Annotated in this window: 24 protein-coding genes; 14 read left to right on the forward strand and 10 right to left on the reverse strand. The window is 66.1% G+C overall.

Annotated elements, in window-relative coordinates:
* Position 1 precedes the first annotated feature (1 nt).
* Positions 2–1,162: a YihY/virulence factor BrkB family protein gene (locus AC3EF3_RS07755; protein ID WP_488531575.1), complete on the reverse strand. Its 1,161-nt coding sequence runs from the start codon at positions 1,160–1,162 to the stop codon at positions 2–4.
* A 164-nt stretch (positions 1,163–1,326) separates the two neighbouring features.
* Between AC3EF3_RS07755 and AC3EF3_RS07760 the strand changes: the two genes are divergently transcribed.
* The 8 genes from AC3EF3_RS07760 to AC3EF3_RS07795 all read left to right on the forward strand — a co-directional run bounded on the left by AC3EF3_RS07760 (position 1,327) and on the right by AC3EF3_RS07795 (position 7,666).
* Positions 1,327–2,031 carry an SRPBCC family protein gene (locus tag AC3EF3_RS07760; protein ID WP_488531576.1) on the forward strand — a complete coding sequence of 235 codons (705 nt, stop codon included), beginning with the start codon at positions 1,327–1,329 and terminating at the stop codon, positions 2,029–2,031.
* Between the two features lie 89 nt (positions 2,032–2,120).
* Positions 2,121–3,320, forward strand: a complete 1,200-nt coding sequence (locus AC3EF3_RS07765; RefSeq protein ID WP_488531577.1) for an aminotransferase-like domain-containing protein — start codon at positions 2,121–2,123, stop codon at positions 3,318–3,320.
* A gap of 54 nt (positions 3,321–3,374) precedes the next feature.
* On the forward strand, positions 3,375–4,604 hold the full coding sequence (locus AC3EF3_RS07770; protein WP_488531578.1) for a hypothetical protein: 1,230 nt from the start codon (positions 3,375–3,377) through the stop codon (positions 4,602–4,604).
* Between the two features lie 85 nt (positions 4,605–4,689).
* The gene (locus AC3EF3_RS07775; RefSeq protein WP_488531579.1) at positions 4,690–5,055 is read left to right on the forward strand and encodes a translation initiation factor Sui1; all 366 of its coding nucleotides are present in this window, start codon (positions 4,690–4,692) and stop codon (positions 5,053–5,055) included.
* A gap of 9 nt (positions 5,056–5,064) precedes the next feature.
* Positions 5,065–6,459, forward strand: coding sequence for an ATP-dependent RNA helicase DbpA (gene dbpA / locus AC3EF3_RS07780; RefSeq protein WP_488531580.1), 1,395 nt, complete (start codon positions 5,065–5,067; stop codon positions 6,457–6,459).
* 83 nt (positions 6,460–6,542) lie between these two features.
* Positions 6,543–6,896 carry a DUF1428 domain-containing protein gene (locus tag AC3EF3_RS07785; RefSeq protein WP_488531581.1) on the forward strand — a complete coding sequence of 118 codons (354 nt, stop codon included), beginning with the start codon at positions 6,543–6,545 and terminating at the stop codon, positions 6,894–6,896.
* A 38-nt stretch (positions 6,897–6,934) separates the two neighbouring features.
* Entirely contained in the window at positions 6,935–7,243 is a 309-nt protein-coding gene (locus tag AC3EF3_RS07790; RefSeq protein ID WP_488531582.1) for a hypothetical protein, read from the forward strand.
* 15 nt (positions 7,244–7,258) lie between these two features.
* Positions 7,259–7,666: a hypothetical protein gene (locus AC3EF3_RS07795; RefSeq protein WP_488531583.1), complete on the forward strand. Its 408-nt coding sequence runs from the start codon at positions 7,259–7,261 to the stop codon at positions 7,664–7,666.
* Positions 7,667–7,721: 55 nt separating this feature from the next.
* Here the strand turns inward: AC3EF3_RS07795 and AC3EF3_RS07800 are convergent, their stop codons facing one another.
* Complete coding sequence (locus AC3EF3_RS07800; protein ID WP_488531584.1) at positions 7,722–8,351, reverse strand: DUF1353 domain-containing protein; 630 nt, start codon at positions 8,349–8,351, stop codon at positions 7,722–7,724.
* 160 nt (positions 8,352–8,511) lie between these two features.
* On the opposite strand from AC3EF3_RS07800, the gene AC3EF3_RS07805 reads away from it, so the two are divergent.
* Entirely contained in the window at positions 8,512–8,706 is a 195-nt protein-coding gene (locus AC3EF3_RS07805; protein WP_488531585.1) for a hypothetical protein, read from the forward strand.
* Positions 8,707–8,721: 15 nt separating this feature from the next.
* Here the strand turns inward: AC3EF3_RS07805 and AC3EF3_RS07810 are convergent, their stop codons facing one another.
* Genes AC3EF3_RS07810 through AC3EF3_RS07820 form a run of 3 tightly spaced genes read right to left on the reverse strand, consistent with a single transcriptional unit; the run spans position 8,722 to position 10,680 of the window.
* On the reverse strand, positions 8,722–9,492 hold the full coding sequence (locus AC3EF3_RS07810) for a glutathione binding-like protein (RefSeq protein ID WP_488531586.1): 771 nt from the start codon (positions 9,490–9,492) through the stop codon (positions 8,722–8,724).
* Positions 9,493–9,509: 17 nt separating this feature from the next.
* Positions 9,510–10,217, reverse strand: a complete 708-nt coding sequence (locus AC3EF3_RS07815; protein ID WP_488531587.1) for a nucleotidyl transferase AbiEii/AbiGii toxin family protein — start codon at positions 10,215–10,217, stop codon at positions 9,510–9,512.
* Positions 10,210–10,680: a helix-turn-helix transcriptional regulator gene (locus tag AC3EF3_RS07820; RefSeq protein WP_488531588.1), complete on the reverse strand. Its 471-nt coding sequence runs from the start codon at positions 10,678–10,680 to the stop codon at positions 10,210–10,212. Before AC3EF3_RS07820 ends, AC3EF3_RS07815 begins: the two co-directional genes overlap by 8 nt.
* 154 nt (positions 10,681–10,834) lie before the next feature.
* Here AC3EF3_RS07820 and AC3EF3_RS07825 point away from each other — a divergent pair, with 154 nt between their 5' ends.
* The 3 genes from AC3EF3_RS07825 (at position 10,835) to AC3EF3_RS07835 (ending at position 11,965) form a co-directional block, all read left to right on the forward strand.
* A complete protein-coding gene (locus AC3EF3_RS07825) occupies positions 10,835–11,197 on the forward strand; it encodes a hypothetical protein (protein WP_488531589.1) in 363 nt (120 codons plus the stop codon).
* 71 nt (positions 11,198–11,268) lie between these two features.
* Positions 11,269–11,622 (forward strand): hypothetical protein, encoded by a 354-nt coding sequence (locus tag AC3EF3_RS07830; protein WP_488531590.1) that lies wholly within the window; start codon positions 11,269–11,271, stop codon positions 11,620–11,622.
* 97 nt (positions 11,623–11,719) lie between these two features.
* Positions 11,720–11,965, forward strand: a complete 246-nt coding sequence (locus tag AC3EF3_RS07835) for a hypothetical protein (RefSeq protein ID WP_488531591.1) — start codon at positions 11,720–11,722, stop codon at positions 11,963–11,965.
* Positions 11,966–11,971: 6 nt separating this feature from the next.
* On the opposite strand, the gene AC3EF3_RS07840 is transcribed toward AC3EF3_RS07835, so the two are convergent.
* Both AC3EF3_RS07840 and AC3EF3_RS07845 read right to left on the reverse strand, forming a co-directional pair.
* Positions 11,972–12,439, reverse strand: coding sequence for a hypothetical protein (locus AC3EF3_RS07840; protein ID WP_488531592.1), 468 nt, complete (start codon positions 12,437–12,439; stop codon positions 11,972–11,974).
* Entirely contained in the window at positions 12,436–12,879 is a 444-nt protein-coding gene (locus AC3EF3_RS07845) for a hemerythrin domain-containing protein (RefSeq protein ID WP_488531593.1), read from the reverse strand. The genes AC3EF3_RS07840 and AC3EF3_RS07845 overlap by 4 nt, the downstream gene beginning before the upstream one ends.
* Positions 12,880–13,010: 131 nt before the next feature.
* Between AC3EF3_RS07845 and AC3EF3_RS07850 the strand changes: the two genes are divergently transcribed.
* Entirely contained in the window at positions 13,011–13,289 is a 279-nt protein-coding gene (locus AC3EF3_RS07850; protein ID WP_488531594.1) for a YkvA family protein, read from the forward strand.
* Here AC3EF3_RS07850 and AC3EF3_RS07855 read toward each other — a convergent pair.
* Entirely contained in the window at positions 13,273–14,535 is a 1,263-nt protein-coding gene (locus tag AC3EF3_RS07855) for a phospholipase D-like domain-containing protein (protein WP_488531595.1), read from the reverse strand. The genes AC3EF3_RS07850 and AC3EF3_RS07855 overlap by 17 nt on opposite strands.
* Before the next feature lie 95 nt (positions 14,536–14,630).
* On the opposite strand from AC3EF3_RS07855, the gene AC3EF3_RS07860 reads away from it, so the two are divergent.
* The gene (locus tag AC3EF3_RS07860; RefSeq protein ID WP_488531596.1) at positions 14,631–15,305 is read left to right on the forward strand and encodes a hypothetical protein; all 675 of its coding nucleotides are present in this window, start codon (positions 14,631–14,633) and stop codon (positions 15,303–15,305) included.
* Here AC3EF3_RS07860 and ypfH read toward each other — a convergent pair.
* Together ypfH and AC3EF3_RS07870 are read right to left on the reverse strand one after the other, a co-directional pair.
* On the reverse strand, positions 15,302–15,922 hold the full coding sequence (gene ypfH / locus AC3EF3_RS07865) for an esterase (RefSeq protein ID WP_488531597.1): 621 nt from the start codon (positions 15,920–15,922) through the stop codon (positions 15,302–15,304). The genes AC3EF3_RS07860 and ypfH overlap by 4 nt on opposite strands.
* Positions 15,919–16,725 carry a dioxygenase family protein gene (locus AC3EF3_RS07870; RefSeq protein ID WP_488531598.1) on the reverse strand — a complete coding sequence of 269 codons (807 nt, stop codon included), beginning with the start codon at positions 16,723–16,725 and terminating at the stop codon, positions 15,919–15,921. Before AC3EF3_RS07870 ends, ypfH begins: the two co-directional genes overlap by 4 nt.
* Positions 16,726–16,835 lie beyond the last annotated feature (110 nt).

The raw sequence follows: 16,835 nt of genomic DNA on the forward strand, positions 1-16,835 counted from the left end.
ACTAGCGCCACCCCAGGCGCTTCTGCGCGGCCTGCCGCTTCTTGTGCACGATGCTCCCGGCGATCGTCACCACGACGAGCGCGGCGACTTCGGTGAACAGGCCGGCCAGCGCCGTCTTCAACCCCAGCTCCGTCGCCTTGAACGCCGGAGCTTCCATCGACGGGTCGCGCGCCGGCTCGTTGCGCCGGATGCTCTTCTGCGTCTCGGCCAGCTTCGCCGCGACATGCGCAGGCACTTGTTCGTTGCCGGCTGGTCCCTCGGTCGGGATGCCCAGGGCCGCCGTCGCGGCCGTCAGCGTCACGGCCTTCTTCGCCGCATGCGAGCCGTGGTCCTCCGCATAGACCTTCGTGAACTCCGCGCCCAGCAGGAAGATCTGCGCGGCGTAGTACACCCACGCCAGCAGCACCACCACCGAGCCGGCGGCCGCGAAGGCGTCGGCCGTGCTGCTCTTGCCGAGGTACAGCCCGATGAGCAGCTTGCCGATCTCGAACAGCAGCGCCGTGGTGAAACCGCCGACCCACACGTCGCGCCAGGCGATGCGCGTGGAAGGCATGAGCTTGTAGATCATCCCGAACAGGACGGTGGTGATGCCGAGCGACACGACCATGTTGATCGCATGCAGCAGCACCTCGTAGCCGGGCAACAGGCCCGATGTGAGCTTCGCGAAAGCGGCGATCGCGGCGCTCACGGCCAGCGACACCATCAGCAGGAAGACCAGCCCGAGGATCAGGCCGATCGACAGGATGCGCGAGCGCAGCATGGCCCAGACGCCTTGCGGCTTCTCCGAGGGCGGGATGTGCCAGATGCGGTCGAGGGCGTTCTGCAGCTCGGCGAAGACGGTGGTCGCACCCATGATCAGCACGACGGCGCTGATGGCACTGGCGGCGGCGCCGCTGCCCGACTTCGTGGCCGAGGCGACGACGTTCTGGATGAGCCCCGCGCCTTGCTCGCCGATGAGCCCGCCGAGCTGCGCCACGATGGCGCCGGAGACCGCATCGCGCCCGAAGAAGGCGCCGGCAATCGCGATCACGATGACGAGCAGCGGCGCGAGCGAGAACACCGTGTAGTAGGAAATGGCCGCGCCCATGCTCGGCGCGTAGTCCGCCGACCAGGCTTTCACGGCCTTTACCGCGAGTTGCAGGAGGTGCTTGGGACTGATCATGAAACCGTTGTAGCTCGCGCACCGGAAAAAGGCTGTCAGAAAAGAGCGTGGCTGTGCCTGAGCCTCCGTGTCCTACGCCGACGCGCTACGCATTCATACATCGGCCGCGGCCGGCGCGCGAAAAATGACTGGTTTGCATCGTCACTGTTTCTGAAGGACCTCAAATGCAATTCGAGAAGAGTTCGCTCGGCTGGATCGCAGGCGCGGCGGCGCTGGTCGGTGGCGCCGTGTACCTGGTGGCCCGCAACGACATCCGCCTGCGCATGACGCCGGACAGGAGCCTGGCCGTCGACCGCGAGATCGCACGCATCTCCGCCGACCGGGCCGCGGCCGGCGCGGGCATCACCGCGGCGGTGGTGCTGGCAGGCCTGGGCGTGTGGGCCTGGCAAAGGCGCAGCGGTGGCGTCTCCACGCGCAGGGTCGAAGAATCGATCGTGCTGAACGTGCCGGTGAGCACCGCCTACAACCAGTGGACACAGTTCGAGGACTTCCCGCGCTTCATGCCGACGGTGCAGGAAGTCAAGCAGCTCGATGACCGCCACCTGCACTGGCGTGCCAACGTGGCCGGCAAGCTGGAAGAGTGGGATTCGGAGATCACCGAACAGATCCCCGACCAGATGATCGCGTGGCGCAGCACCAGTGGCCCCGGCAACGCGGGCCTGGTCACCTTCGAGAAGGTCGGCGAGAACAAGACGCGCGTGAACCTGCAGATGTGGTACGACCCGCAGACGCGCGCCGAGCGGCTGGCCAGCACGCTGGGCGCCGTGAAGCTCACGGCCAAGGGCAACCTGATGCGGTTCAAGAACCTGGTCGAAGCCCGCGGCGTGGAGACCGGCGCCTGGCGCGGCGAGATCGCGCCCACGCACTGAGCCCGCAGTGTCACCCCGGCGCAGGCCGGGGTCGGTGGCGTCAGTTGTCGCACAATGCGTGCAGTTCCCTCCACTGCGCGCATTGACCCATGTCCCTTCCCTTCGCCGACCGCCTCAATAACGTCGAAACGTCCGCCATCCGCGAGCTGTTCAAGCTCCTGGGCAAGCCGGGCATCATCAGCTTCGCCGGGGGCTTTCCGGACAGCGCGATGTTCGACGTCGCCGGCATCCAGGAATCCGTCAACAAGGCCTTGAGCGAAGAACCCGGCGGCGCGCTGCAGTACGGCGCCACCGAAGGCTACGAGCCGCTGCGCACGCAGCTCGCGCACTTCATGAAGACGAAGGGCGTGAAGGAGATCGAGCCGCAGGGCCTGATCGTCACCACCGGCAGCCAGCAGGCGCTGGACCTGATCGGCAAGACCATGATTGGCCCGGGCGACAAGGTGATCGTCGAGGCGCCCACCTTCCTCGCCACCATCCAGTGCTTCCGTCTCTATGGCGCCGACCTGGTCACCGCGCCGATAGACGCGCGCGGCGTGCAGACCGACAAGCTCGAAGCCTTGATCAAGCAGCACAAGCCGAAGCTGGTGTACCTGATCCCGACCTTCGGCAACCCGAGCGGCGCCACCTTGAGCCGCGAGCGGCGCCTGAAGGTGCTGGAGCTCGCGGCCAAGTACAAGACGCTGATCGTCGAGGACGACCCATACGGCGACTTGTATTTCGGCGAAGCGCCGCCCCCGAGCATCCTGGCCCTGAGCAGCGAAGTGCCCGGTAGCCGCGAGTGGATCGCGCACTGCGGCAGCATGAGCAAGGTGCTGAGCCCCGGCCTGCGCGTGGGCTGGATGATCGCGCCGCCCGAGCTGCTGGCGAAGGCGACGATGTGCAAGCAGTTCAGCGACGCGCACACCAGCACCTTCGCGCAGGCGACGGCGGCGCAGTACCTGAAGTCGGGACGGATGCCCGACACGCTGGCGCGCGTGCGCAAGGTCTATGCGGAGCGGGCGCAGGCGATGGGGGATGCGCTGCAGCGCGAGCTGGGGGATGCGATCGAGTTCACGCGGCCGAATGGGGGGTTGTTCTTCTGGGCGAAGTTGACCGGGGCCGGTGGGAAGGTGAAGGATGCGGGGGAGCTGGCGAAAAGGGCGATCGAGAAGGGGGTGGCATTTGTGCCGGGGGCGCCGTTTTTTGCGAAGAATCCGGATGCGTCGACGCTTAGGTTGTCGTTTGCGACCGTAGGAGTGGAGAGGATTTTGGAAGGGGTGGCGAGGCTGGACGCCGCGCTAATTTGAGAGAAGGTTGGCTAGCGCGTTTAGAAGGAACGTACTCTCGATGCAAGATCCTGGGTGGACATGCCGATAAAGTGGAAACCCTCGTCGCGTTTTGATCCGGCTGTCATTCTCAAGCGAATCGACTCGGTTCGAACTGTCAATTCCGAAGGCGGCGCATCGTTCAGCGGCTTCGACCTGCACGAATGCGAACCGGCATTGCACTCAATGCTGGAATTCCCTCCGGTAGCCGGCGAGATTGATCTCTCGCGCATTGTGTGGCGCGCGCTAACGCGCGTGAGGGGACCGTTAACTCCGCATGATTTTTTAACGGCAGCCAACTCCGAGCTGTCAGAGCTATTGGCGACCCGGGAAGAACAATATCGCTTGCTCACAACGATCTCGATTGGTCCTCGTGATTTGCCGGCAACCTTGTCGTCACTCGGCGCCAGCATTCGTTTCCTTAAGCAGGGGTTCCCTGCGAAATTCAAGTCTCGCGAGACGCTGATTCAACAGCACCCGACACGTGTACCACCGGCGCCACCGACATACTGCCGGGTAGTCGTCTCACTCCGCGCAAAATCGCCCGCGGCGGCATTTAGCAAGGCCATGCGAGCTCTTGATCTCCAGCGGGCAATGTGGTGCCTCATGGCCAATCCAGCGATGCAGATCACCTTCGGCTCGTCGTCCTTGATACCTATAAACGTCATACGATTGGGCGGGCATCACACGTTGCATCGTCAAGATGGCAGTCCTGCTAGTGACGGCATTTGGTTTGAACCTGGCTATGTCGAGTCCTCGGTCTTTCGCTTCTCGAAGCCAGCTGTTGTAAGAAAGAACTGCCTGTGGGCATTTCGTCGCTTGGCAATGGCTACCTATAAGGAACAGCTTATTTCCGCGATGGTTCGGTATGTCCGCGCTTTCGACGAAGCGGACGCCAGCACGGCTTTTATACGTTTGTGGTCCGCTGTCGAATCACTTGTAAGTCCCGGGGTTGCTGACTATGACAAGGTTATCCGGAGGTGTGCCTTTCTTTTCGCCGATGGCGCTTTTCATCGCCAGATGCTTGAGCATCTGAGGGAGTACCGCAATGAAAGCGTTCACGCTGGTGAGTTCTCAGATCGCGCCAGGACTTTCTGCTTTCAGCTCCAAGGTTACTTTGAGCAACTCGTATGGTTCTACGTTCGAAACGCGGCCTTCTTCACGTCTCTAGATGAGGCTAATCGGTTTCTCGACACGCCATCGGACAAGGCGAAGATCAAGAGGCAAATGCAGCTAGCCCGTAAAGCTCTCAATTTCCTGCGATAGGAGCCGGCCCATGCGCTGGCTGGGGTCCTGTGTGGGGCGCTATTGGAATGGGATTGCTACGCAATCAGGTCTCTGAAATCCATCCATGAAGATTCGCTCTTCGGCCGGAGGCCTCGTCTATTCCACCGACGCCGGCCGCATGTGCCCCGCATGCCGGAAGCCCGTCGCGCAGTGCATCTGCAAACGCGCGGCTCCCGCATTGCCGCCCTCCGACGGCATAGTCCGAATCTCCCGCGAGAGCAAGGGCCGCGGCGGCAAGCTCGTCACGATCATCCGCGGCTTGCCTCTCCCCCCACCTGACCTCGACACCCTCGGCAAACAACTCAAATCCGCCTGCGGCTCCGGCGGCACCGTCAAGGATGGCGTGATCGAAGTCCAGGGCGATCACTGCGACAAGGTGATGGCCTTGCTGCAGGCGCAGGGCTACAAAGTCAAGCGGGCCGGCGGCTGATAATCGCTGATGCCCCAAGCGTCCCCCACCGGTTTCGATTCCCTCCCGCTTTCCCCCGCCACGCTGGCCAACCTCGCCCGCCTCGGCTACACCGAGATGACGGCGATCCAGGCCGCGAGCCTGCCGCCCGCGCTGCTGGGCAAGGACATCATCGCCCAGGCCAAGACGGGCAGCGGCAAGACGGCCGCGTTCGCGCTCGCGCTGCTCGCGAACCTGAACGCGCGCCGCTTCGCCGTGCAGTCGCTGGTGCTGTGTCCCACGCGCGAGCTGGCGGACCAGGTCACGGCCGAGATCCGGCGGCTGGCGCGATCCGAAGACAACGTCAAGGTGGTCACGCTCTCGGGCGGCGTGCCGCTGCGCGGGCAGACCGCCAGCCTCGAACACGGCGCGCACATCGTCGTCGGCACGCCGGGGCGGGTGATCGACCACCTCGATCGCGGCAACCTCGACCTGGCCGCGCTCAACACGCTGGTGCTCGACGAGGCGGACCGCATGCTCGACATGGGCTTCGTCGACGACATCGCCAAGGTCGCGCGCCAATGCCCCGCGCAAAGGCAGACGCTGCTCTTTTCGGCGACGTATCCCGAAGGCATCGCGAAGCTGGCGGCGCAGTTCATGCGCGATCCGGTCACCGTGAAGGTCGAGGCGCAGCACGGCAGCCAGCAGATCGACCAGCGCTGGTACGAGGTGAAGGAGGGCGAGCGCCTGCCGGCGGTGGCGCGCCTGCTCGATCACTTCCGCCCGGCGAGCGCACTCGCCTTCTGCAACACGCGCGCGCGTTGCCGCGAGCTGGTCGAGCTGCTGCAGGCGCAGGGCTACAGCGCGCTCACGCTGCACGGCGACCTGGAGCAGAAGGACCGTGACCAGGTGCTGATTCGTTTCGCGAACGGCAGTTGCACGGTGCTGGTCGCCACCGACGTGGCGGCGCGCGGCCTGGACGTCACCGGGCTGGCCGCCGTCATCAACGTCGATGTGACGCCCGATGCCGAAACTTATGTGCACCGCATCGGCCGCACGGGCCGCGCCGGCGAAAGCGGTCTGGCGCTCAGCCTTGCGAGCCTGGACGAGATGGGCGCGGTGGGCCGCATCGACCAGTTGCAGGGGCGCGAATCGGTCTGGCATCCCCTGGCCGAACTGACGCCTGCCGACGGCGGACGCCTGCTGCCGGCCATGGCCACCGTGCACATCCAGGCCGGACGCAAGGAGAAGATCCGCCCCGGTGACGTGCTGGGCGCGCTGACGTCCGACCTGGGCTACACCCGCGAGCAGGTCGGCAAGATCGATATCAACGAGTTCGCGACCTATGTGGCCGTCGAGCGCGGCATTGCGGGGCAGGTGGCCGCGCGGCTGAACGAAGGCCGCATCAAGGGCCGCAGCTTCAAGGCCCGGCTGCTGAGGGACTGAAACAGCCTGTCGAAAACGGCCCCGCCCATTCGTCGTAAGGTGGAAGGCGGCATGTCGCCGCCTCATCCTCCAGGAGTTTTCGCATGAACTACATCGATGGATACGTGGCCGCGGTTCCGACGGCGGATCGCGAGAAGTACCTGAGCTTCGCGAAGCAGATGGCCGAGGTCTTCAAGGCCAACGGCGCCGTGCGCGTGACCGAGTGCTGGGGCGACGATGTTCCCGAAGGCAAGGTCACGTCGTTCACGATGGCCGTGCAGCGCAAGCCCGACGAAACGGTGGTCTTCTCGTGGATCACGTGGCCGTCCAAGGCCGTCCGCGACGAAGGCATGAAGAAGGTGATGGCCGACCCGGCCATGCAGCCCGGCAAGAACCCCATGCCCTTCGACGGCAAGCGGCTGATCTACGGCGGGTTCCAGGTGATCCTGGACGTCTAGCGCTCACGCTGTGCGCCGTCGCGATAATCCCAATGCAAATGAGCTATTCCCTTCGCATTTTCGATTCCGACGACGCCACGCCCGAGCAGCGCCGCGGGGCCGAGCAGCGCTTCCGCAAGGCGATCGACCAGGCGCTGGGTGACGAGAGCCTGGTGCTGCCCATGCATGCGGCCTACCGGCGCATCGTGGCCGCGTACGGTGAACAGCCGGACCTCGCGGCGCTGACCGACGCCGAGCGCCTGGTTTTCGAGCAATGGCACGGCGCCGAGGCCGCAGCGCTGGCCGCTGCCTTCGGCACGCATCGCTACATGGGCGATGCGATGTACGAGATCTCGCCGACGGACTAGGAGCAGAATCCACCCATGGCCACCACAACAGCCGGACAGGGCAGCGAGCGCTGCCGCAGCCTGCGCACGGCGCTGCTCCAACTGCACCGCACGCTTCTCGATCAGGAGCGCCGCATGTACGAGACGCTGCATGGCGCGCAGTCGGCCGGCGCGTTCCTTCAATACGTCGCGTTTTCCGAGCAGATGCGCTGGCTCGAGCCGCTGAGTCGCGTGATCGTGATGCTGGACGAGGCGCTGGACGGCGCCGAAGCCGCGCCGACCGTGGAGGTGGTTGCCGCTCGCGTTCGCGACCTTCTGCGGGTGGACCGCGCCAGCACCGACGCGTTCACGACACGCTACATCGCGCACTTCGACAATTCGCCGGACCTGGCCGGTGCGCATGCGCAGGTGATGACGATCCTGAAGGGGATCGGCGGGAGCTGAGATAGGCCCGGCGAAGCCCGCGAGTGCGTTGGGTAGCGTCTCTGCGCGCCTTGGCTCAAGCTCCAGTACGCGCGTTGAATTCCTGTAGCCACGCGGCGCACGCCGCGCGCAGCCGCAGATTGGGATGCGTCGGGCGGACCATGCCGTGATTCTTGTCGGCCTCCGCCTGAATGCTGGCGAGGGTCGCCTTGGGATCGACGGCACTAGCCTGCAGCAGGCGCGCATAGGCCTCCGTGAAGAACCTCGACTCGCCTTGCGCACGCCGCTTCGCATTTTCCTTCCATGGCCCCCCTCCGCCCTTTACGACGCCTTCATATACCGCGCCGGCGCTGAAGCGGCTCATGCCAACATCGAGCATTGCCAAGTAGATTGCCGCGTCTGCCTCCTCCTTGGTGCAGGACTGCTCCCAATAGAGGTAGTCGTGCAGGATGGCCGGCGCCATGGTCGCTTCGTGCGGACCTTGCCACCACCACAGGGGACGAGGGATGCTGGCGAGGTCACTGACGAAGCCGACCGGAACGATGATGTCGCCCAGACCATTGTTGGCTGAAAACTTCATGGGATAGGAAACCATGAAGACAGCTGGGTCCGGAACCAGCTGCGTCACCGATGCGCGTGGAACAGTCGCACAAGAGACGACGAACAAGATGACCGCTGCGATCAGCAGCTTGATGTTTTTCTTCATTTTTCCTCCCCATATGTGCGCGATGACACTAACAAATTCCTTTAGGGGACGGAACTGGTGCTTTTGCGCACGGCTCGGCTGATACGGTATGGCCGGGTTGCAGCACTCATGGCTGCTCTTCCTACATCGCAGACGGCGCGCCGCAGCGATCATCTACACCATGAACCTGACCGAGAAACTCTCGCTTTGGGGCGCGACGCACGCGGCGGCGCGCGATGCTGCGCGGGCGGCTGAAGGACAGAGCGGGATGCAAGCGAAGGCACGGCAGCGCGAGGCCCAGGCGCTGCGTGAGCGGGCCGACCGACTGCATCGGGAAATCTACGGTGCACTGGGCACAGGAGGCCGACATGGATGAGCCAGCCGCCGCCGCTCAGAGGGACAGCGGCAAGGGCAGGTGCTCGCGGTACATCATGTCGCGGTGCGCCAGCAGCACTTCGTCGAGCGCCGCCTCGGTGGCGGGCTCGCGCAGCTCGAAGGCGGCGCGGGTCGCGGCATCCATCTTGCACACGTCCTGCGCCAGCGGGCGGAAGAGTGCCATCGCCGCGGCCATGTAGATATCGACCGCGGTGAGCGCGTGGCCGACGAAGTAGGGGCTGCCGTTCGCGTGCTGCGCTTTCAGCCGGGCGGAGAACATGGCCAGCAGACTCGCGATGCGCTGCGTCGCATCCTCGGCGGCTTGCGGGCTGTGGCCGTACTTGCGGGCGATGTACTTGGCCACGGGCGGCACGAAGCCGCCGGCACCATCCAGGCCCGTATGCGCCAGCCGTAGCCGGCGCGACCAGCACAGCCCTTGCTCGCCGACGATCTCGTGCGACAGGCCGATCGCGAGCGCGCGCTGCTCGGCATCGGCCGGCAGCAGCGCCGGTGCGGGTGCGAGCCGTTCTGCCAGCAGCAGGATGTCGATCCAGCGGTCGCGCGGCGGCTCGGCGTTCCAGAACGCGATGGGCCCGCTGCGCTGGCCTGCCCAGGCTTTGAGGGCATCGCTTTCGTAGTCGAGCCGCACCGCCAGCCATTGCAGCTTCTTCACATGGAAGATGCCCTTGGCCGCTTCGCCCCAGGGGCTGGGCACGCCGCCCACGACGACCATGCGCAGGCCCTCGGCCTGCTTCGCCTCGTCCACGCTCACGTACCGGAACGCCATCGTCATCTCCTTGCTCGTTATCCCAGCAGCAGCCGGCCGACCCGCCGGATCGCTTGCCACAACTGTGCCTTGGTCACGGCCTCGACGCTCAGCGCGGCCATGCACTCTTCCAGCCGCCCGCGCCGCGATTGCAGCGCGTCCACGGCTTGCGCGAGCGATCTGCGGACCGATTCGCCATAGGCCGCTTCCGCCTTCGCGCAGGCGGCTTCGAGCAGCTTGCGATGTGCCCGCATCATCGCCAGGTCGATCAGGTCGCGGCTGTACACCGCGGCGTCGTTCCAGCGATCGGCATTGGCGAGCAGCTTCTCCGCCGCCATGTCGAGGGGGGCGAGCGTCTGCACGCCGCAGATGCGGTCCTCGTCGGTTGGCTGTGTAAGCTCGATCCGCGCCTCCAGCACGATCTCGAACTTGATCGACGACGTGCCCGAGCGCACCTGCGTGCGGATGCCGTACTGGTCCGCCCGGATCTCGCGCGCCAGGTCCACCTTCATGCCTTCGCGCACGATGGGCTGCAGGCCGTCGCCGCCGCGCAGCACCTGGCGAAGTTCGCGATAGCCCGCCAGGTCCGACACGACGAAATCGATGTCCACGGATTCGCGGTATTCGCCGTAGCGCAGCGCCATGGCCGTGCCGCCGCCGAACCAGCAGTGTCGCTGCGACAAGGCTTGCGGATCGAGCGCCTGCAGCACGAGCGCGACGTCGCGGTGATGCGGGCGTTCAAACAAGCAGGCGCCCTCCACCGATTTCGCGCGCCAAGGCGTCGATCAGCGCGGCCTCGTCCTCGGAGAGGGCCGCGCGATCGACGTGCCGCCAATTGCGCTCGTAGAGTTCCAGCGCGTCGCGTGGCTCCATGTCGTCCACGCCATGCAACTGCCAGGCGAGCTTCTTCAGCTGCGGGTAGTCGCGCAGCCGGATCTTCTTCGGCAGCTTCCTCGGCTCGCGCGCAGCGTTCGCATCCAGCAGGTCGAGCGTGAGCCCCAGCGCGCCCGCCACGGCCACCCAGGCGCCCACGGCCACCGTGGGCTCGCCGCGCTCGATGCGATGCAGCGTGACGCGCGAGATGCCCGCGGCTTCCGCCGCCGCGACGGACGTCACGCGCTGGCGTTTGCGCGCGGCGCGAATGCGCTCGCCCAGGAGCGCGAGGCGCTTCAGGTCGGCAGGCGCGACAGTCGGGGCAGTGGCAGGCATTTGTTTCTCATAGTAGACAAATCGGCTGAAATGTCAACTATGAGAAACGTTATTTGTCATGCCATTTGTGCCCGGGGGCGATCTGCGTTTCGTTCAGGTTCCGTTCATTGCCTCGGCCGCAGCATACGTTCCATCAACCAACCGGGAGCGAACCATGAACCGCCTCTTCTCCGCCAAGTCCTTCCTCGTTGCCGCCGTGGCGATCGGCGCAGTCGGGGCCGCCTCCGCCGCCCACGCCCGTACCGACGTGTCGGTCAACATCGACCTGGGCACGCCCGCCTATGTGGAGCCGGCCCCCGTGTACGTGCAGCCGCGCCCCGTGTATGTGCAGCCGCGCCCGGTCTATGTGGAGCCGCGTCCGGTCTATATGGAGCCGCGCCCGGTGTACGTGGAGCCGGCCTACGGTTACCACGGCCAGCGCCGCTACATGCGGCGCACCGGCGCCTGGGGCGACTGGGACCGCGACGGCGTGCCGAACATCTACGACCGCGCGCCGGGCAACCCGTACCGCCGCTGAATCTGGATTCCATTCAGCTTCCGTTCATCCGCCCGGCTGCAACATACGTCCATCCAACCCAGGAGCGAACCATGAACCGCCTCTTCTCCGCCAAGTCCTTCGTTGCTGCTGCGGTGGCGCTCGGCGCCGTCGGGGCGGCCACCGCCGCCCACGCCCGCACGGACGTGATGTTCAGCATCGGCTTCCCGGGTGCCTACGTGGCCCCGACCCCGGTGTACGTGCAGCCGGCCCCCGTGTACGTGCAGCCTGAACCGGTGTACGTGCAGCCTGAGCCGGTGTATGTCCAGCCGCGGGTGGAGTACTACGGCGGCTACTACCACCATCACCACCGTTACTGGGAGCGCCGCGGCCCGTGGGGCGACTGGGACGGCGACGGCGTGCCGAACCGCTACGACCGCTTCCCCAACAACCCGTACCGCCGCTGACCTTCCGGCCGGTCGGTCTTGTAGGACATCACGCACCTGAGGGCACCGCCGCAGTCTGACAGACGCCTGCGGTGCTCAGCCGCACGATGGCGGGCCTATGACCGACAAAGCAGTTTCCTCCGCCCTCACCGGCCAAGCCTTCCGCGACCACGACGGTCGGCGCTGGTGGGTGCGCGGCCTCCGCCCCGGTAACGAAGGGCAACTCGTCGTCGAAGCCGAGCTGAAGGGCAGCTACCCGCGGGTGGCGGTCTATTCGATGACGGAACGCGAGTTCCACGAACACGCGCGCAATGCCGAGCTGAAACCCGAGCGGCCCGGCGGCCACCACCACGAAAAACGCTAAGGCGCGCTAGTCGCGCTGCACCAGGGCTCCCGCAGCCAGGCCCAGCGCCAGCGCCGCATACACGGCGAACATCCCTTTGCCATCCAGCCGGTACTCGTAACCCGGCCGCAAGCGCCTGGGCGTGATGGTGTAGTCGATGACGTAGGCTGCCGCGCTGGTCGCGATACCGCCGGCGAGGGCGTTCACCGGGTCCTTGGCTTCCGGCCGGTGGCCGAACACACGCGAATAGAGCACCGCCCAGAAGATCGCCGCGGCGGTCTGCGTGGCCAGGCCCGTGGCGGTGTGGCGCCAAGTGGGTCGGTCCTGCACCACCGCTTCGTCGCCCCACACCCAGTGGCTCACGGCGTTGATCGGCGCGACGGCGCTGCCGTTCGCACGCAGGCCGCACAGCGCGAGTGCGGCCGTCGAGAGCAAGCCGGCGAACGTACCGGCGACCGCGCCTTCGCGCAGCGATTGCTTGGACAGCTCTTTCATGCGGGCTGGCTCGCCATCAGCTCCGACTTGCGCTGTTCGAGCTGCTGCCCGAGCTGCACCAGGTCCAGGCCCGGGGTGCGGCGGGCGTGGTCGAACATCTCTTCGCGTTCTTCCGTCACGTGCTGCTCGATCACGCTCTGCAATTTCGTCATGGTCGCATCGTCGTACGGGCCGGCCTCGATCACGTTGATCAGTTCGCGGGCGTTGTCGTGCTCCTTCTTCGCGTCGTCCACCATCTGGTTGTCGCCGGTGGCGCGGCGTACTGCGGGGTAGAAGATCTCTTCCTCGATCTGCGCATGGATGGTGATCTCGTGGCAGATCGCGTGCGCGAGGTGCTTCTTGTGCTCGATGTTGCCGCCGGCGGTCTGGTATTCGGCGAAGAGCTGCTCCACGTGCATGTGGTCGGCGTCGAGCAAGGCGATCGCATCCTGTTGGGCCATGGTGTTTTCCTTTCGTGTCCTCGCCCAAGTTAGCGCGCCGGCCGCGGCGTGCGTGTAACAGTGGTGCAAAGGCTCTTGCACAGGACCGGGCAGGTCGTATCTGATGGCGGTCCGGCAAAGGAGAGCAAGACATGTTCAAACGTCTCACGGTCCTGTGGGCCTTGCTGCGCAGCGATGCGCGGCTGCTCTGGCGCGCGCTGCGTCATCCGCAAGCGCCGGCGTGGCTCAAGGCCGGCGTCGCACTGATCGTGCTGTACGTGCTCTCGCCGATCGACCTCATCCCGGACGTCATCCCGTTCTTCGGCGTCATGGACGACATCGTGCTGGTGCCGCTGGCCATCCGGTGGCTGTTGAATCGCCTGCCGGCGCATATCGCGGCGGATGTGGGCGTTGTCAGAAGAAGCTCTTGAACAAATAGAACGCGTTGTCCACGGCCTTGTGAAGGGCGGGGCGGCGGCGCCAGCGGTCCAGGTCGATCCGCTCCGCGCGTTTCACGTAGTTCTCGAACACGGCGTCGAGCTCGCCGGTGAGCTTCTCGTCCAGCACGGCGAGCGTGATCTCGTCGTTGGTCTCGAAGCTGCGGTCGTCGAAGTTGGTGGAACCGATCGCGCTCCAGATGCCGTCCACCGTCATCACCTTCTGGTGCAACAGCGTGTACGGGTACTCGAACAGCTTCACGCCGCACTTCAGCAGCTTCTCGAAATTGCGGTGGCCCGCGTGCTGCACGATGGGGTTGTCCGATCCCGAGGTGGAAGGCATCAGCACGCGCACATCCACGCCGCGCTTCACGGCGTCGCCGAAGGCATCGATGGCCGCGGGCTCGGGGATGAAATAGGGGTTCTGGATCCAGATCCGCCGGCGCGCCAGGCAGATGACGGTGTGGTGCAGGATCTTGATCGTCGGCGCGGAGTTCTCCGGCTTCGCGAAGACGGCGTGCATGGTCACGCCGCCCGCCGGCTCCAGGCGCGGGAAAACGTCGTCGCCGACGAAGAGCTCGCCGGTTTCCCCCACCCAGTTCTCGCTGAACGCGCCCTGGATCGCATTCACGATCGGGCCGTGCAGCCACACGCTCAGGTCCGCGACATGCTTGCCGTCCTCCGCATTCCCCAGCCACTCGTCCACGATGCAGTGCCCGCCGACGAAGGCCTCCTGGCCATCGACGATGAGGATCTTGCGGTGGTCGCGGTCGTTGATCACGCCCAGGTTGCGCAGCGACCGCTTGTGGAAGAAGCGCACGTGGCAGCCCGCGTGGCGCAGTTCGCGGATCACGTCCTTGCCCATGTTGCGGCAGCCCGTGGCGTCCAGCATCATCCGCACCTTCACGCCGGCCCGAGCACGGTCCATGAAGGCGGCGGCCATGCGCCGGCCCAGCTCGCCGTCCTTCCACAGGAAGGTCTCGAAGTGCACCGTCCTGCGCGCGGCGCGGATGCGCGCCGCGATCACGTCGAAGAAGCGGCCGTTCGCGAGCAGTTCGACCGAGTTGCCGGGCACGGCCGTGCCGAGCGTGATCCCCGCCAGGGACGTGACCAGCTCCTGCACGGGGGCCTCGGTGTCGAGGTTGAGTTTGGGATCGCGATGGCGGCGGATCGACCAGATCACGACGACCAGGATCGCGATGATCGCGACCGAGATGGCGCTCCACCATTTCAGGCCCATGCCGGGCATTATGGAAAGCGCCGGCTGCGCGGCTTGTCGGCGGTGGGCTACAGTCCGCCCAAGGAGGAGGCGCTTCATTCGCCCTGGGCTGATTCATGGGCAACAACAAGCAGGTCGTGGTCTCGTACCACAAGATGCAGCAGATGGTCGGCTGGATCGCGTTGCTGATGCCGGTCGTGGTCCGCTTCCTGGCGTGGGCGTTCGACGGCATCTCGGCCACGAATTCCATCAGTGCGTACTACTACACCGCCTTGCGCGACGTGTTCGTCGGCTCGCTGGTGGTGGGCGGCCTGTTCCTCGCGTTCTTCCGCACCGATGCCCGGCGGGATCGCTGGATCGCCATCGTGGCAGGCATCGCCGGCGTCGGGATCGGCCTGTTCCCGATGGACATCTCGCAAGGGGTCGTCACCTGGGCCGGTTCGCCGAGCCCCGAGGAGGAAGCGAAGATGATCGACGCATTGCGCCACGGCCCGCACGGGCCGATCGGCTATCACTTCTATTTCGTGAGCGCCTTTTTCCTGCTCACCTTCTATCTCGTGGCATTCCGCTTCCGCGCCAACACGCCCGAGATGCCGACGCCGCAGAAGCTCGTTCGCAACAAACTCTATGTCCTGTTCGGCGTGCTGATGGCGATCGGCTTTGCCTGGATCGCCGTGCTGTGGGGGCTGGACTCGAAGCACTCGATCTTCCTGCCCGAAGCGATCGCGGTCATGTCCTTCGCGGCCGCCTGGCTGGTGAAGGGACAGCTGGTCCTGAAGGACCGCGCCTAGTCGCGCAGTCGCGCGAGCATCGCCTGCGCCATCCGTTGCGTGATCTCGTGGCCGGCTGCGGGGTCGACGTCCTGAGTGACCTTCGCGCCGAGCGTTTTCAGCTTCTCCGCCGCGGCCGACGAATAGGCCGCCGGCACCACGACGTCGTTGCGGCCGTGCACGAAATGGATCGTGGCCTGCGGCGCCTGGTCCGGCAGCTCCGCAAACCGCCCGGCGATCGAAACGACGCGTGCGGCCAGGCCCTGGCCGGCTCGCGCCGATTCGAGCGACATGATCGCGCCTTGCGAGAAGCCGACCAGCGTCGTTGCGTCCGGCCCCACGCCGTAGTGCTGCTGCAGGTCGCGCACGGCCTGCGCGAACAGCGGCATCGCTTCGGTAATGCGGGCGGGGCGGTTCTCCTCGGTCACGCCGCGCACCGAGAACCACTGGCGTCCCATGCCCAGGTCGCTCTCGAACGCGCCCGGCACGGAGACGACCGCCGCTTGCGGAAAGCCCGCCGCGATGAACTCGCCGAGCGGCGCGAGGTTCTCCGCGGTCGAGCCGACGCCGTGGAACAACAGGAACAGCTGGTCGGGCGCCCCGGTCTCGGGCTCGTGCATCACGATCGGGCGGCTCATGCCGGCACCGTGACCGGCTGGCCGAAGAGATAGGCATCCATCGCCAGTACGCCGAAGGTCATGCCGCCGTCGATGACTTGCACCGGCGCCGTCTTGTCGGCCGCACCGAAGGCGAAGGGCAGGGGCAGGTAGTGGTCGGGCGTCGGGTGCGCGCGCTGCGCATGCGGGGCCGACTGCAGGTAGTTCGCGAGCGCGTTCTCGTCGTGCGTCTTCACCGCCTGGCGCGCCCAGTCGACGAACTCGGTCGCATAGTTCGGGCCCTTGTCGTCGGCGCCCGCATTCCACTGCACCTCGTACAGGTTGTGCGTGATGCTGCCCGAGCCGACGATCAGCACCCCTTCAGCCGCGAGCGGCGCCAGCGAGCGGCCCAGTTTCACCGCGCCGGCGCCGTCGAGCGTGTGGGGCATCGAGACCTGGAACACCGGCACGTCGGCTTCCGGGTAGAGGTGGCGCACCGGCACCCAGGCCCCGTGATCCAGCCCGCGCTGGTTGTCGGGCGTGGCCTGCCAGCCGTCGGCGTTGAGCAGTTCCAGCGCGCGCATCGCGATTTGCGTGCTGCCGGGCGCGGGGTACTGGATGCGGTACAGCGCCTCGGGGAAGCCGCCGAAGTCATGGATCGTCTCGGGAGCCTGCGTGGTCGCGACGCGCACGCCCCGCGTGATCCAGTGCGGCGACAGGACCAGCACCGCCTCCGGCTTCGGCAGGCTTCGGCCCAGTTGCGTCAGCAACGGGCCGGCGCGGCCCGGATCGATCGCGAACGTGGGCGAGCCGTGGGAGACGAAAAGCGAGGGCATGCGGTCCATGGTGAACTCCTTCCTCTCGATTCTGGCCGCCTCGCCGACTGGCCGGACCCAGCAGGACTGACGGCAACGTTCCAAACATTTGAATGGATGGAATAGATGGGCCAGGGCAT

This window comes from Ramlibacter sp. GS1-15, assembly GCF_057785015.1.

What these genes read in the sequence shown, in the direction of transcription:
- AC3EF3_RS07755 (WP_488531575.1), bottom strand. Translation starts at nt 1,162, where the DNA reads ATGATCAGTCCCAAGCACCTCCTGCAACTCGCGGTAAAGGCCGTGAAA.
- AC3EF3_RS07760 (WP_488531576.1), top strand. Translation starts at nt 1,327, where the DNA reads ATGCAATTCGAGAAGAGTTCGCTCGGCTGGATCGCAGGCGCGGCGGCG.
- AC3EF3_RS07765 (WP_488531577.1), top strand. Translation starts at nt 2,121, where the DNA reads ATGTCCCTTCCCTTCGCCGACCGCCTCAATAACGTCGAAACGTCCGCC.
- AC3EF3_RS07775 (WP_488531579.1), top strand. Translation starts at nt 4,690, where the DNA reads ATGAAGATTCGCTCTTCGGCCGGAGGCCTCGTCTATTCCACCGACGCC.
- dbpA (WP_488531580.1), top strand. Translation starts at nt 5,065, where the DNA reads ATGCCCCAAGCGTCCCCCACCGGTTTCGATTCCCTCCCGCTTTCCCCC.
- AC3EF3_RS07785 (WP_488531581.1), top strand. Translation starts at nt 6,543, where the DNA reads ATGAACTACATCGATGGATACGTGGCCGCGGTTCCGACGGCGGATCGC.
- AC3EF3_RS07790 (WP_488531582.1), top strand. Translation starts at nt 6,935, where the DNA reads ATGAGCTATTCCCTTCGCATTTTCGATTCCGACGACGCCACGCCCGAG.
- AC3EF3_RS07795 (WP_488531583.1), top strand. Translation starts at nt 7,259, where the DNA reads ATGGCCACCACAACAGCCGGACAGGGCAGCGAGCGCTGCCGCAGCCTG.
- AC3EF3_RS07800 (WP_488531584.1), bottom strand. Translation starts at nt 8,351, where the DNA reads ATGAAGAAAAACATCAAGCTGCTGATCGCAGCGGTCATCTTGTTCGTC.
- AC3EF3_RS07805 (WP_488531585.1), top strand. Translation starts at nt 8,512, where the DNA reads ATGAACCTGACCGAGAAACTCTCGCTTTGGGGCGCGACGCACGCGGCG.
- AC3EF3_RS07810 (WP_488531586.1), bottom strand. Translation starts at nt 9,492, where the DNA reads ATGGCGTTCCGGTACGTGAGCGTGGACGAGGCGAAGCAGGCCGAGGGC.
- AC3EF3_RS07820 (WP_488531588.1), bottom strand. Translation starts at nt 10,680, where the DNA reads ATGCCTGCCACTGCCCCGACTGTCGCGCCTGCCGACCTGAAGCGCCTC.
- AC3EF3_RS07825 (WP_488531589.1), top strand. Translation starts at nt 10,835, where the DNA reads ATGAACCGCCTCTTCTCCGCCAAGTCCTTCCTCGTTGCCGCCGTGGCG.
- AC3EF3_RS07830 (WP_488531590.1), top strand. Translation starts at nt 11,269, where the DNA reads ATGAACCGCCTCTTCTCCGCCAAGTCCTTCGTTGCTGCTGCGGTGGCG.
- AC3EF3_RS07835 (WP_488531591.1), top strand. Translation starts at nt 11,720, where the DNA reads ATGACCGACAAAGCAGTTTCCTCCGCCCTCACCGGCCAAGCCTTCCGC.
- AC3EF3_RS07840 (WP_488531592.1), bottom strand. Translation starts at nt 12,439, where the DNA reads ATGAAAGAGCTGTCCAAGCAATCGCTGCGCGAAGGCGCGGTCGCCGGT.
- AC3EF3_RS07845 (WP_488531593.1), bottom strand. Translation starts at nt 12,879, where the DNA reads ATGGCCCAACAGGATGCGATCGCCTTGCTCGACGCCGACCACATGCAC.
- AC3EF3_RS07850 (WP_488531594.1), top strand. Translation starts at nt 13,011, where the DNA reads ATGTTCAAACGTCTCACGGTCCTGTGGGCCTTGCTGCGCAGCGATGCG.
- AC3EF3_RS07855 (WP_488531595.1), bottom strand. Translation starts at nt 14,535, where the DNA reads ATGGGCCTGAAATGGTGGAGCGCCATCTCGGTCGCGATCATCGCGATC.
- AC3EF3_RS07860 (WP_488531596.1), top strand. Translation starts at nt 14,631, where the DNA reads ATGGGCAACAACAAGCAGGTCGTGGTCTCGTACCACAAGATGCAGCAG.
- ypfH (WP_488531597.1), bottom strand. Translation starts at nt 15,922, where the DNA reads ATGAGCCGCCCGATCGTGATGCACGAGCCCGAGACCGGGGCGCCCGAC.
- AC3EF3_RS07870 (WP_488531598.1), bottom strand. Translation starts at nt 16,725, where the DNA reads ATGGACCGCATGCCCTCGCTTTTCGTCTCCCACGGCTCGCCCACGTTC.